The following is a 13,524-nucleotide window of genomic DNA, read 5'->3' on the forward strand; positions in this document are numbered from 1 at the left end:
GCGTCAGTCCTTGCCTTTCAGCCCCATAAGCGCCGCAGCGAAGGGGTTGTCCGGATCAATCGCTTTCTCCTTTTTGGGAGGGCGCGACTGGAACTGTTTCGGGCCATTGTCGCGGCGTGGGCCTTTGCCTTTGGGCTTGCCACCTTTGCCGCGCGGCTTGTCACCGCCCTGCGTGTCAGTGCGGCGCTTGTTGCCGCCCTGAGCGTTGCCACCACGACGCTGACCGCCGCGATTGCCACCCTGACGACCGGCCCAAGTGAAGGTGTAGAACACTTCCAGTTCAGGCGCCTGCGCCTCGGCTTCTGCGTCAGCATCAGGTGCGGGAGCCGCTTCTTCAGCAGCCTCGGCTTCCGGTGCTTCGGCAACAGCCACTTCAGCTGTCGCCTCTGCCACGGCTTCCTCGACATTGGCGTCTGCCGCTGCGGCCTCTTCAGCTGGCGCTTCGCTCGCTTCGGCTTCAGGTGCGGCGGCGGGCGCGGCTTCGGCTTTCACCTTCTCGCGTTCGCCTTTTTCCGCAGCATAGCCCAGACCCTGCATCAGGTCTGCAAACTGCTCGAGCGTCATACCCGTGATCGACAGCATATCGGCCTTGGCTTCAAAGCCGCCACGGCTGTCTTCGGCGCGCAGCATATCCGCCAGACGCTCCAGCATGTCGATACGGATCGCACGCTCACCTGCGGCACGGTAGCCCGCCATGGCATGGTAGCCGCGTGGCAGGCTGTTGCCCGCCGGAACCGTCACCAGGCCGGGAGGCGGTGCTTCTGGGAATTCCTGCAAGCCTTGCGCCAAGGACCACAGCACCAGACGCAAACGGGTTGGTGCGGGCTTCAGCAGCAGCGGCATGAAGATGGTGAACTGGCCAAAGCGGATGCCATGTTTGCGCAGCGCGCCACGGGCGTCCTGATCCAGTTCTTTCACCTCGGTGGCCACGTCGCCACGTGGGATGATGCCCAGCGCCTCGACCATGCGGAACGCAAAGCCACGGGCCAGACCCGTCAGATCTTCGTCACGGCTGAGGTTCAAGAGCGGCTCAAACAACGCAGCAATCTTGCGATCGATGAAGTGCTGCAGGCGGCGCTCAACCTTCTGAGCAACCTCGGCACCGGCTTCATCATCCACAAACACGGTGATGCCAGGTTTGAGCGGATCGTCACCGGCAACCATTTTGCCGACCGCATGCTCGCCCCACATGAGGCCACCCTGCTCGGTGAAGTCGATCTCCGTATCCGGCGCGTTATAGAAGCGATCAGCGCGCAGATGGAACTGCGGCGCCAGAGCTTGCAAGCTCGCCTGTTTCAGCGTCTTGGCTTCTTGCCCGCTGGCTTCTTTGTCCGCGATGAAACGGAACCCTTCAAGACGGCCGACGAATTCACCCTCGACGGTCACCTCACCTTTATCATTCACTTCGGCCAAAAGGGCCTCCTTCTGCTTGAGCCGGCGCAAAAGCACTGATGTGCGCCGATCCACAAATCTCTGCGTCAAACGCTCGTGCAAAGCATCTGACAGGCGATCTTCTACCGCGCGCGTTTCCCCACGCCAATGGTTTTCGTCACTGACCCAGTTATTGCGCTGTGCGACATAAGTCCACGTCCGGATAAAGGCCAGACGTTTCGACAATGTGTCAATGTCGCCATCTGTCCGATCCAGCCGCTTGACCTGCCGCGCCAGCCAATCATCTGGCACACGCCCGCTTTCATGCAGAAAACCGAAGATTCGTTCAATCATCTGCGCGTGCTCGGCGTGGCTGATGCCCCGAAAATCAGGGATGCGGCACACATCCCACAAAAGGCGCACGGACTTGCCATCGCTGGCGCGCGCCTGAATTTCCGCCTCCGCTGCCACTGTTTTCAGCGCTCTGAGGTCATCAGCCTCGCGCGCTTTCATCAGCAGCGGATCATCCGGCGCCTCTTCCAGAGAGCGGATCAAGGCATCCACTTTGCCAAACTCCAGCCGCGCATTGCGCCAGTTGAGTTTCTGCACCGGCGTAAAGCGATGTTCCATGATCGCCTCGGCCACGCCTTCGTCCAAAGGCGGCGCTTCGCCGGTCACCCCAAAGGTGCCATGACTCATCCCGCGCCCTGCCCGGCCCGCGATCTGCGCAAGCTCGTTTGGCGCCAAAGGGCGCATGCGGCGGCCGTCAAATTTGGTGGTGGAGGCAAACGCCACATGGTCGATATCAAGGTTCAGCCCCATGCCAATCGCATCGGTCGCTACCAGATAATCCACATCACCATTCTGATAGAGCGCCACCTGCGCGTTGCGCGTGCGCGGGCTGAGCGCGCCCATTACCACAGCCGCCCCACCCTTCTGACGGCGGATCAGCTCGGCAATTGCGTAGACGTTGTCTACCGAAAATCCAACTATAGCAGAGCGTGGCTGCATCCGGCTGATCTTGCGACTGCCTGAATAGCTGAGCGTCGACATGCGTTCGCGCCGCATGAACTGCGCCTCAGGCACCAGCTCTGCAATCGTGCCACGCATCGTGTCGCTGCCCATAAACAGGGTTTCCTGCGTGCCACGCATCCGAAGCAGGCGATCGGTGAACACATGGCCCCGTTCGGGATCAGCACACAGCTGGATCTCGTCAATCGCCACAAAATCCGCGCCAAGCCCCTCTGGCATGGCCTCGACTGTGGCCACCCAATACTGCGCGCGCGGCGGCACGATACGTTCTTCGCCAGTGACAAGCGCGACAACAGAGGGCCCGCGCGCAGCGACAATACGGTCATAAACTTCCCGCGCCAAAAGACGCAGCGGCAAACCAATGACACCTGTGCGATAGCCCAGCATGCGCTCGATGGCGTAATGCGTCTTGCCTGTATTGGTGGGACCCAACACTGCGGTGATCCGCCGATCTGCGGCCATATCTCTGCCTAGCTCTTCGTCGTGGTCGTCTGGTCGTGCTTACAGCGTTTTGCCGCGCACCTGCGGAGCGAGTCGCTCCAAAGCCTCTGTTAGGCCCGCCTGATGGGGATGTATAGCCTTGACCTGCAGGTAAGCCTCATAGGCATCTTCTGCCCGTCCCATCTGATCCAGCATCACGGCCAAACCCATGATCGCGTCAAAATGCTGCGGATTGAGCGCCAGCACATGTTCCAGATCGCTGAGCGCCGGGCCGTACAAATCAAGCGCATAGAATGTGCGCGCGCGCTCGGCCCAGCCCTGCGCAAATTCCGGCGCGTGATCAATCAAGGCAGTGGCATGTTCCAGCGCCGCCTGCATCTCTTCTGCTTCGATAGCTTTGCGGGTCCGGCGCAGCAGGTAATCCGCGCTCGCAGATCCAGACGCATCCCAGCGATGGCGAATTTGTCCCGCCAGACGCTCTGCCTCTGCTGGGTCTGCCGAGGAAAGCGCCGCAAGCAGGCTGTTCAGGTCCTGCGCACCGACAGGCCCCTGCGTCGCTGCTTCAGGCGCATCCTGAGCATGGGCGTTGCCAGTGGCAATCGCCGGTTGCAAAATCCCCATTGCGAGGGGAAGTGCCGCAACGATAGGTTTGAGACGACTCATTAAGTTGACCATAACGTAAATCATTGTACCCCTTGCACATGCGATTCCCAAGATGTGCACAACAAAGTGAAGGATCAAGCAGATGAGCGATATCATTTCTGCCGCAGTGACCGCCCTGACCGAGAAACTGGGTGGCGAGAGCTTTGACGGCTCCGCAAAATTTGCCATCGAAGGCGAAGGCGCCATCATCATCGACGCGGACGGTGTGCGCGCAGGTGACGAAGACGCGGATGTGACCATGTCCGCAGATGTGGAAACCTTCCAAGCGATCCTAGAAGGTGAGCTGAACCCAACCGCGGCCTTCATGTCTGGCAAGCTGGCCATTGACGGTGACATGGGCGCAGCCATGAAGCTCGGCGGCGTTCTGTCCTAATGGGTTTGCAGCGCGCCCCGTTCTATCGCGACGTTGCCGAAGGCCCTGAGGCAGACGCCTATTGGATCACGGCAGATGATGGGGTGCGGCTGCGCCTTGCCCATTGGCGGCACGACACAGACACCGGACCAAGCAAAGGCACCGTCCTGCTGTTTCCGGGCCGCACTGAGTATGTTGAAAAATATGGCCGCGCGGCTGCAGATTTTGGCGCGCGCGGTTATGAAATGATCGCCATCGACTGGCGCGGACAAGGCCTTGCCGATCGGCTGATCAAAAATCCCGGCGCAGGCTATGTTGGCCATTTTGACGATTTCCAGCGCGATGTAAGAGCAGTGATGGGCGCGCTAGAAACGCTTCCCCTGCCACAGCCTTTTCACCTGATCGGGCACTCCATGGGCGGCTGTATTGGACTGCGCGCGCTTTATGACGGTCTGCCTGTCGCCTCTGCGGTGTTTTCCGGCCCAATGTGGGGGATCCATCTGTCCCCGATCATGCGGCCCGCGGCCTGGACGCTGAGCTATCTGTCCAAAAACATTGGCTTTGACGAAATGCTCGCCCCCGGCACCAGCGCCACAACCTATGTGTTGGATCAAGAGTTTACCGACAATGCGTTGACCAAAGACCCGGATATGTACGCTTACATGCAACGCCAAATGACCGATCACCCGGATCTGTCGCTAGCTGGCCCCAGCCTGCGCTGGGTGCATGAAGCACTCATGGAGTGTCGTCGGCTGGAAGGGCGCCCTTCGCCCGACACACCCTGCCTGACGTTCCTAGGGGCGGACGAGCAGATTGTGGACACATCGGCCATTCATGACCGTATGGCACGCTGGCCCAATGGCACGCTTGATCTGGTGGCCGCAGGCGAACATGAGGTGCTGATGGAGGTGCCCGACACCCGCAATCGCATCTTTGATGACTGCGCCGTGTTTTTTGACAAACACAGCTAAGCGCACGCCAGCTTTTCTCAATTCGTCAAATATCCCGGGGTGGATGGCACAGCTTGCTGTTGCAGAGGGGCTGGCGGCTGCCCCGGACATCCCCACAATCGCGTGCCAATCTCGTGCCAATCGCGGCTGCCCCTTGAACCTCCCCCGCCGCTCTGCCTATCTGAGCTACAACAGAGTTTTCAACACAGGGTGCTTTCATGCTGAACCTTCCGTTTCCCGTCCGTGATGCCAATGCCTCCTCTGGCACGCAAGAGTTCGGCGATCTGCCCGAATGGGATCTGAGCGATCTTTATGCGGGGGACGACGCGCCGGAGCTGGTGGCGGATCTGGAGTGGCTGGAAGGCGAATGCGCGGCCTTTGCTGCGGATTATGAAGGCAAGCTTGCCGATCTCTCTGCCGCAGATCTGCTGACCTGCGTGCAGCGCAACGAGAAGATTTCTCAGATCTCCGGGCGCATCATGTCATATGCTGGTCTGCGCTATTACCAGCTGACCACTGACGCAGAGCGTGCGCAGTTTATGGCCAACATGCAGGAGAAGCTGACCAATTTCTCCACCCCGCTGGTGTTCTTCACACTGGAACTCAACCGTATAGAAGATGACACACTGGCCGCAGCCTTTGCAGAAAATGCAGAACTGGCGCGTTATGAGCCGGTCTTCCGCCGCATTCGCGCAATGAAGCCGCACCAGCTGTCTGATGAGCTGGAAAAATTCCTGCATGATCTAGGTGTTGTGGGCGACGCTTGGGAGCGGCTGTTTGATGAAACCATCGCCGGGCTGACCTTTGACGTGCTTGGCGAAGAGTACAACATTGAAGGCACGCTGAACTTCTTGACCGATCCGGACCGCGAAAAGCGGGAAGCCGCAGCGCATGAGCTGGCGCGCGTCTTCAACGACAACATCAAAATCTTCTCCCGCGTGCACAACACCGCCGCGAAAGAGAAAGAAGTACTCGACCGCTGGCGCAATATGCCAACCGCGCAGGCAGGCCGCCACCTGTCCAATGATGTGGAGCCCGAGGTGGTTGAGGCGCTGCGCGACGCGGTTGTGGCGGCCTACCCCAAACTGTCCCATCGCTATTATGAGCTGAAGCGCAAATGGCTGGGTCTGGACCGCATGCAGGTCTGGGACCGCAACGCGCCACTGCCAATGGAAGATCCCTCCACCGTGGATTGGGCCACCGCGCAGAAAACCGTGATGGATGCCTACAACGCCTTTGATCCGCGCATGGGTGAGCTGGCAGAGCCGTTTTTCACCAAAGGCTGGATTGATGCGGGCGTGAAGCCGGGCAAAGCGCCGGGTGCGTTTGCACACCCCACCGTGACCAGTGTCCACCCCTATGTGATGCTGAACTATCTGGGCAAACCGCGCGATGTGATGACGCTGGCGCATGAGCTGGGCCATGGCGTGCACCAAGTGCTGGCGGCGGAACAGGGCGAGATGCTCTCCTCCACCCCGCTGACACTGGCAGAAACCGCTTCTGTCTTTGGCGAAATGCTGACCTTCCGCGCGATGCTTGATAAGGCCGAAACCCAAGAGCAGCGCAAGATCCTGCTGGCGGGCAAGGTTGAGGACATGATCAACACGGTTGTGCGCCAGATTGCCTTCTATGACTTTGAATGCAAACTGCACGCCGCACGCCGTGAAAGCGAGCTGACCCCGGAGGACATCAACGCGATCTGGATGTCCGTTCAGGCGGAAAGCCTTGGCGAAGCCTTTGATTTCATGGAAGGTTATGAAACCTTCTGGGCCTATATCCCGCACTTCGTGCATTCGCCCTTCTATGTCTACGCCTACGCCTTTGGTGACGGCCTCGTAAACGCGCTCTATGCGGTTTACGCGGAAGGGGACGCCGGCTTTGAAGACAAATATTTCGACATGCTCAAAGCGGGTGGCTCCAAACACCACAAAGAGCTGCTGGCGCCGTTCGGTCTTGATGCCTCTGATCCCAAGTTCTGGGACAAAGGCCTGTCGATGATTTCCGACATGATCGACGAGCTGGAAGCGATGGAGTGAGCAACTTACCGGGGCTTTGCCCCGGCATTCGCTCCAGTGGAGCGCATGTGTTGCGAACGGGCGGAGCACCAGTACTGACTGAGGCGTAGCCCTAAAGCGCGCTGAAAAACCGGAGCCCCTGCTCCGGTTTTTTACTTCAGACCGCCGCCAGTATCGTGCTGACGATCAGGTCTTTCATGCTGTTCATCAGATGTTTGATACGCGCCCGCGCGATGCCCTTCGCCGATATGGCCAGAAGCTCGGCATTGTCGGTTTTCATCTTCATCAGGAACTTCAGCTCAAACTGAGACAGCTTCCCCTCTGCAAAAAGCTTCGCATAGCGGCGGATGTCTTCCTCAGACTCTTTGACAAAAGCTTTGAGATCGCGCTCCGCCTCGTTGGAAAATGTCTTGGCGGCGTTTTTGATAAGCTCGGTCAAACCCTCTTCGATGGCGTTTAATACGGCGTCTGTGTCCATAGTCTCTCTCCTAAACAGCCTTTGTTATCCCGCCACATCCGCGCAGGAGGTGGCCTGACCTTTGTTGGCTTCCAGACAGATCAGCCGGTCAAAACTGAAGGTGATGTTCTTCTTGAACTCCTCAATGAAGACGCTGTTTGCACTGACACCGCCGGGGAACTCAGTGCGCCATGCGCTCAGAAAACCGCCCACCAGATTGCCATCAGGATCACGCAATTTATCCCAAATTTCAGCGGCTTCTTCGTTGTTCTCAATGCCCGCGGCGAACTCATAAGCCACGTCCATATCCAGCAACAAAGCCTCTGCTGCGGCACGGTTGGCGCTGTAGCTGCCGTTGGCCTTGCTGACCAGCTTGAGCGTTTTGGCCTTCGCCTCAGTTGCATAGGAATAGGCCTGAAGCGAGTAACTCGCATAGTTGGTACAGGCGCCAATCAGCAGCGCGACACACAACATCAATGCCTTTTTAGGGAGTGCCGTTTTTACCATACTCAAAAATCCCTCAAACAAATAAAGGCTACTCTACACCAATGACCATGTTTCACCAAATTTTGCCGCAGCGCCCGCGCAACGCCCAAGCGCAGCAACACCAGCGCGCGGGCCGTTGTCCTATTGCGCTTGCAAAGACAGACAGTAAGGTGCCCACAACCTGAAAGGGCACAGTAGAGGGCACGGTAAAATCACGATGGCAGAGCAACTTGATATCAAATCCCGCAACGCATCCCGACTGCTGGCAGGGCAAGGCAGCACTGCGCCTTTTACCGAGATCCCGGTGATCAGCATCGCGGCACTGTTTGGGGACAATTTGGCGGCCAAACAGGAGGTTGCGGAGTCCATCCGCGCTGCCTGTATGCAGGTTGGTTTCTTTCAAGTGACCGATCATCAGGTGGACATGACCGCGCAGGCAGAGGCTTTTGCAGCCGCGAAACGTTTTTTTGCCCAGCCCGAGGCAGAAAAGCGCAAAGTGTCTGTGCAGAACTCGCCCCTGCTGCGTGGCTATGGCGGCTTGCTGGAAGAAAACACGGACCCGGATAACGACGGGGACCTGCATGAACATTTTGATCTGGCACTGGATCTGGGCCCGGAAGATCCGGACACGCTGGCAGGCACATATGGATGCGGCCCAAATCAATGGCCCGATCTGGAGAATTTTCGCGATCCAGTGATGGCCTATCACCGCGAGATGGTGGCCCTGAGCGCCGTGCTGTTTCGCGGTTTCGCCCTGTCTCTGGAGTTGCCGGAAACCTTTTTCGATCCGCATATCACCAAACCCATCGCCGAGCTGCGACTGGCGCATTATCCGCCACAAACGCCCCAGCATGACCCGGAGAAGATCATGGGGATTGGCGCGCATTCGGACTATGACGCCTTCACGGTGGTTGCCACCGGGAATGTTCCAGCGCTGGAAGTTCAAAATGCCGCTGATGACTGGATCGCCGTGCCGCCCATGCCGGAAGCCTTTGTGGTCAATGTGGGTGATCTTCTGCAACGCTGGACCAACGATCTGTATCGCTCCACTTTCCACCGCGTGGTCAACCGCACCGGGCTGGAACGGTACTCGCTGCCGTTCTTTGCGAGCACCAACCCACTTTGGGAATTGGGTGTGCTGGAAAACTGCCAGTCACCAGAACGCCCCGCGCGCTATGAACCGATCAGCGCCGCAGACTACATTGGCACCTTGATGCGGGAATCCTACGGAATGTAGCCGTGACGGGCCGCGCCCATCTCAGAACATCCCCATCGCCAAACCTGCCGCCAAGGCCGCGCCCAGCTCAGTACACGGCTCCAGCTGCTCTGCCGTGAGCACCTTCGGCGCGAGTATCGCCTCCGGCGTTTGCGCATGTGTGCAAATGATCAACGGGGGCTGCACCTCTTTCAGGCGCCAGCCTGTGGCGATGCGCGCAAGTTGCCGCGCTGCCCCTTCCCCATCAGATCCTGCACAGATCATCTGCGCATAAGGGCGCCCTTCCAACTGTCCCAACGCATGGTAATAGCAGCGGTCAAAAAACTCCTTCATCGCGCCAGACAATGTGGCGAGGTTTTCAGGTCCGCAAAAGAGATAGCCAGCAGCCTGTCGCAAATCATCAACATCCGCGACCTCCGCAGCCACCAAACGCGTCGCGCCTTCGGCCTGAGCCGCGGCAAATGCCGCCTCTGCCATCTGGCGACTGCCCCCCGTTCGGGAATGATAAATGATCAGCAATTCGGCCATACCGCTTCTTTCCCCTGACACATTGTCTGGCACCGCTGCTTTGAGCGGCCGCCAGCACTCCAATGCTGCGTTGAAGCGCAACACAAGCTGTACTACCCTTGGCTGTAGCCACACACGGCTTCAAGTGCCTTCGCATAGTATCACGGGAGTATGCCAAACTATGAAAGTCCTTTTCTGCACCTGCGCTCTGATTTGTGCCACCGCGACAGGAAGCATGGCCCAATCCGTGATCGGTACATGGACCTGCGCACGAGAGTCCGTTGACAATTCGGCCATTTCCAATGTCACATTCGATACCGATGGACGTTTGAACGCCTTGGTCAACCTGACGTTTTTGGGGCTGGACCAAGAGGTGTTTGCACAGGCACGCTATCAATCCGACTATCGCTTTGAAAACGGCCAGCTGGCAGACACGCCAGTCCGCGCGACCCTGAACGCCTTTACCGTCGACGGTGCAGACGCGCGCCAATCAGAGCACGCCACGCGCTTGCGCAACAGCCTGCTGCAGGGCGCGGACGGTGCGGCACCGGTGACCTTCCCCTCAGAAACGCGTATGGTGATCAGCCCCGATGGCGGTGCGATCAATTGTGTTCGGATGGGCGGATAAAGCCGACTTCTCCTTACGTCACCCTTTGTGAATGCGGGCGCCGCTTCTAGGCTGCACAGAAACGTAAGACGCGAGGGAGGTCATATGCGCACTTTCGGAAAATGGCTGGGCCGGCTGTTGCTGCTGTTGGTCTCTGCGGTCGCTGCATTTTTGATTTTTGCCCCTGGTCATGTAGAGAAGTCGCGCAATGCCATCACCAGCGACGGCGGCTTTCCGGTCAGCGAGGCGGCGCGCAACCTGCACGATGGGCTGATCATTGGCGATTGGCATGCGGACACATTGCTGTGGAAACGCGATGTGCTGGACCGGGCAGAGCGTGGCCACGTAGACCTGCCCCGCCTGATCGAGGGTAATGTGGCACTTCAGGTGTTCACCGCCGTCACCAAATCGCCAGCCGGGCAGAATTATGAAGCCAATTCCGCTGATGCGCGTGACAACATCACCCTGCTGGCTGTTGGGCAACTGTGGCCTGCGCGCACGTGGGATTCGATCTTTGAGCGCGCGGTGTATCAGGCCGAGCGGCTGCATAAGGCCGAAGCAGAGTCCGGTGGACAGTTGCGCATCCTGCGCAGCAGCGCCGACATCGACGCGCTTCTGGCAGACCGCGCGTCGGGTCAAACCGTGGTTGGCGGGATGCTCGGCATCGAAGGGGCGCACCCTCTGGAGGGCAACATCGCCAACCTGCAAAGACTGCAAGATGAAGGCTACCGCGTGATCGGCCTGCAGCATTTCTTTGACAACGCGCTTGGCGGCTCGCTGCATGGGATTGGCAACAAAGGGCTGACCGATTTTGGCCGCGAGGTGGTCAGTGCCATCACGGAACGCAATCTGGTTTTGGACTTGGCGCACTCAAGTCCCAAAGTGGCGGAAGAGGTCATCGCGTTGACCGACATTCCTCTGATCGTCAGCCACACTGGCATTTACGGCAATTGTCCGGTGAAACGAAACTATCCAGATGCGTTGATGCAGGCGATTGTGGCCAACGGTGCAAGCGAAGGCGGTGGCGTGGTGGGTATTGGCTATTGGTCAGATGTGACCTGCGATGACAGCCCAGCGGGCGTGGCCAAAACCGTAAAAGCCGCCGTTGATCTTCTGGGGGAAAATCATGTGTCCCTAGGGTCAGACTATGACGGCTCCGTCGCAACCGCTTTTGACACATCAGAGCTGGCCGCGCTGACCCATGCGCTGATAGAGGCCGGGCTCACAGAGCGGCAAATCCGCAAGGTTATGGGGGAAAACATGCTGCGCGTCCTGAAGGCGCGGTTGGGATAACACAGGCTGCCCTAAAACAAGAAAAAACGGCCCCAAAAGGCCGCTTTCCATATTCATGTATCGCTTGACACTTAGCCGTCAAAATCGACTTCTTCGACCAGCTTCAACGCTTCACCACGGTGGCCCGCAAGGGTCATCAGGTTCACGTCATCTGGCGTGAATGCGCCCCAGCTCTGAACCAGCGGGTCGGCTTCCATGCCCGGTGCAATTGGGTACTCAAAGTTGGCGGAGGCATAGACTTCCTGCGCTTTGGAACCGGTCAGGAACTCCATCATCTTGATGGCGTTTTCTTTGTTGGGCGCCGCTTTGGTGAGCGCGATGCCAGAGATGTTCACGTGGGTGCCGCCATCCTCAAAGGTCGGGAACACGATGTTCACACTGTCGGCCCAGGCTTGCTGCTCTTTGTCTTTGAGCATCTTGCCCATGTAGTAGGTGTTGCCCACGGCAATGTCACATTCCCCGGCCCAGATCGCTTTCACCTGTGCGCGGTCGTTGCCCTGTGGCTTGCGTGCGAGGTTGTTTTTCACGCCTTCCAGCCAGGTTTTGGCTTCCGCCTCACCGTGATGTTCGATCACAGCAGAGGTCAGCGCAACATTATAGGCATGGGTTCCAGAACGGGTGCAGATGCGACCTTCCCACTTCGGATCAGCCAGATCTTCGTAGGTGGTGACTTCGCCCTCTGCCACGCGATCTTTGGAGGCATAAACAATGCGCGCACGGGTGGTCAGGCCAAACCAATGGCCCGCTGGATCGCGGTAAGCCTCTGGAATGTTGGCACTGATGACATCGCTGACCACTGGCTGGGTCACACCCGCCTCGACCACGGCGTTCAAGCGGGAAATATCCACGGTCAAAACCAGATCAGCAGGAGAGCGATCGCCTTCGGCCTGCAGGCGCTCGACCATGCCTTTGTTCAGATAGGCAACATTGACCTTGATCCCGGTTTCTTCGGTGAAGGCATCGGTCAGCGGTTTGATAAGCTCCGGCTGACGATAGGAATATACATTCACTTCTTCGGCAAGGACCGGGGCTGCGACAGCAGCGGCAGCGAGAGCAAAAATAGAGGTGGAAAGCGCTTTGGTCATGTCATCCCTCACGGTGTCATGGTTTCGATGCACTGCGTTAAATTTAACTTTTGAGGGCGGGTCAATACCTGAACAATTTATTCAGGTTTGAATTTTAGGTGAACGGCTCCGTCTCGCATGCACAAACACCGCTTTCCCCGCCCACAGAAACGCCTGTATCGCCTCCCTGTTATCCCCTCGTTTTTGCAGCTTTTTCTTCCGCTTTCACCACATCCCACAGCGCATCCATCTCAGCCAGATCACTGTCTTCGGGGCGCTTATTCCGCTCGGCAAGTTTGGCCTCAACAGCATCAAAACGCCGCACAAATTTGGCATTCGCCGCGCGCAGCGCCGCTTCTGGTTCTATGTTCAAATGGCGCGCCAGATTGGCCATCACAAACAGCAGATCGCCAAATTCTTCTTCGATCTCTTCTTGTGGCAGAGAGGCCCGAGCCTCTGCCAGTTCGCCGGCCTCCTCGACGATCTTGTCCACCACATGCGTGATATCTGGCCAATCAAACCCGACCCGCGCCGCCCGTTTCTGCAGCTTCACCGCCCGCAAAAGCGCGGGCAAGCCAAGTGCCACGCCATCTAATGTGCCTTGCTGCGCCTTGCTGGCCCGTTCGGCGGCTTTCACCGTCTCCCAATCGCGGGTCTGCTGCTCGGCGGATTTGTCGCGGTTTTCATCACCAAACACGTGCGGATGGCGCGCCACCATCTTGTCAGACATGGTGTCGGCCACCTGATCGAAGGTGAACAGCCCTTTCTCACTCGCCATTTGTGCATGAAACACCGACTGAAACAGCAGATCCCCCAACTCGCCTTTCAGCTCATCCCAGGCCTCACGCTCAATCGCATCGGCCACCTCATATGCCTCTTCAATGGTGTAGGGAGCGATGGTTGCGAAATCCTGTTCAATGTCCCAGGGACAGCCGTTTTCAGGGTCCCGCAGACGGCGCATAATCTCAAGAAGGCGCGGCATCCCGCCATTCGGGTCCAGAATAAGGGGGTCTTCGGCCATTGCGCTATGCTCCAGTCTTTGGTTTGGAGGCATCTGAGCCAATTGCGTC

13 protein-coding genes are annotated in these 13,524 nt (G+C 58.4%); 6 read left to right on the forward strand and 7 right to left on the reverse strand.

The genetic code is table 11. The features are described from left to right. Nucleotides 1-3 precede the first annotated feature (3 nt). Both PJL69_RS05545 and PJL69_RS05550 read right to left on the reverse strand, forming a co-directional pair. A complete protein-coding gene (locus tag PJL69_RS05545) occupies nt 4-2,865 on the reverse strand; it encodes a helicase-related protein (RefSeq protein ID WP_271308756.1) in 2,862 nt (953 codons plus the stop codon). Between the two features lie 39 nt (nt 2,866-2,904). Continuing rightward, nucleotides 2,905-3,507, reverse strand: coding sequence for a tetratricopeptide repeat protein (locus tag PJL69_RS05550; protein ID WP_271308757.1), 603 nt, complete (start codon nt 3,505-3,507; stop codon nt 2,905-2,907). 82 nt (nt 3,508-3,589) lie between these two features. Here PJL69_RS05550 and PJL69_RS05555 point away from each other — a divergent pair, with 82 nt between their 5' ends. From PJL69_RS05555 to PJL69_RS05565, 3 genes are all read left to right on the forward strand, one after another. After that, complete coding sequence (locus PJL69_RS05555) at nt 3,590-3,880, forward strand: SCP2 sterol-binding domain-containing protein (protein WP_209096318.1); 291 nt, start codon at nt 3,590-3,592, stop codon at nt 3,878-3,880. After that, complete coding sequence (locus tag PJL69_RS05560; protein ID WP_271308758.1) at nt 3,880-4,830, forward strand: alpha/beta hydrolase; 951 nt, start codon at nt 3,880-3,882, stop codon at nt 4,828-4,830. The genes PJL69_RS05555 and PJL69_RS05560 overlap by 1 nt, the downstream gene beginning before the upstream one ends. Before the next feature lie 197 nt (nt 4,831-5,027). Beyond that, a complete protein-coding gene (locus tag PJL69_RS05565; RefSeq protein ID WP_271308759.1) occupies nt 5,028-6,845 on the forward strand; it encodes a M3 family oligoendopeptidase in 1,818 nt (605 codons plus the stop codon). 136 nt (nt 6,846-6,981) lie between these two features. Here the strand turns inward: PJL69_RS05565 and PJL69_RS05570 are convergent, their stop codons facing one another. After that, complete coding sequence (locus PJL69_RS05570; RefSeq protein ID WP_271308760.1) at nt 6,982-7,302, reverse strand: hypothetical protein; 321 nt, start codon at nt 7,300-7,302, stop codon at nt 6,982-6,984. Between the two features lie 24 nt (nt 7,303-7,326). Next, on the reverse strand, nt 7,327-7,794 hold the full coding sequence (locus tag PJL69_RS05575) for a hypothetical protein (protein ID WP_271308761.1): 468 nt from the start codon (nt 7,792-7,794) through the stop codon (nt 7,327-7,329). Between the two features lie 190 nt (nt 7,795-7,984). Between PJL69_RS05575 and PJL69_RS05580 the strand changes: the two genes are divergently transcribed. Continuing rightward, nucleotides 7,985-9,004, forward strand: a complete 1,020-nt coding sequence (locus PJL69_RS05580) for an isopenicillin N synthase family dioxygenase (protein ID WP_271308762.1) — start codon at nt 7,985-7,987, stop codon at nt 9,002-9,004. 21 nt (nt 9,005-9,025) lie between these two features. Here the strand turns inward: PJL69_RS05580 and PJL69_RS05585 are convergent, their stop codons facing one another. Beyond that, entirely contained in the window at nt 9,026-9,511 is a 486-nt protein-coding gene (locus PJL69_RS05585; protein WP_271308763.1) for a flavodoxin family protein, read from the reverse strand. A 214-nt stretch (nt 9,512-9,725) separates the two neighbouring features. Between PJL69_RS05585 and PJL69_RS05590 the strand changes: the two genes are divergently transcribed. Then, nucleotides 9,726-10,118 (forward strand): hypothetical protein, encoded by a 393-nt coding sequence (locus PJL69_RS05590; protein ID WP_271308764.1) that lies wholly within the window; start codon nt 9,726-9,728, stop codon nt 10,116-10,118. 84 nt (nt 10,119-10,202) lie between these two features. Beyond that, nucleotides 10,203-11,390: a dipeptidase gene (locus PJL69_RS05595; RefSeq protein WP_271308765.1), complete on the forward strand. Its 1,188-nt coding sequence runs from the start codon at nt 10,203-10,205 to the stop codon at nt 11,388-11,390. Nucleotides 11,391-11,461: 71 nt separating this feature from the next. Here PJL69_RS05595 and PJL69_RS05600 read toward each other — a convergent pair whose 3' ends face one another. Together PJL69_RS05600 and mazG are read right to left on the reverse strand one after the other, a co-directional pair. Further along, nucleotides 11,462-12,475: a Fe(3+) ABC transporter substrate-binding protein gene (locus tag PJL69_RS05600; protein ID WP_271308766.1), complete on the reverse strand. Its 1,014-nt coding sequence runs from the start codon at nt 12,473-12,475 to the stop codon at nt 11,462-11,464. 169 nt (nt 12,476-12,644) lie between these two features. Next, nucleotides 12,645-13,475: a nucleoside triphosphate pyrophosphohydrolase gene (gene mazG / locus PJL69_RS05605; RefSeq protein WP_271308767.1), complete on the reverse strand. Its 831-nt coding sequence runs from the start codon at nt 13,473-13,475 to the stop codon at nt 12,645-12,647. Between the last annotated feature and the right edge of the window lie 49 nt (nt 13,476-13,524).

The organism is Shimia sp. MMG029 (genome assembly GCF_027947445.1).
GTDB lineage: Bacteria > Pseudomonadota > Alphaproteobacteria > Rhodobacterales > Rhodobacteraceae > Shimia.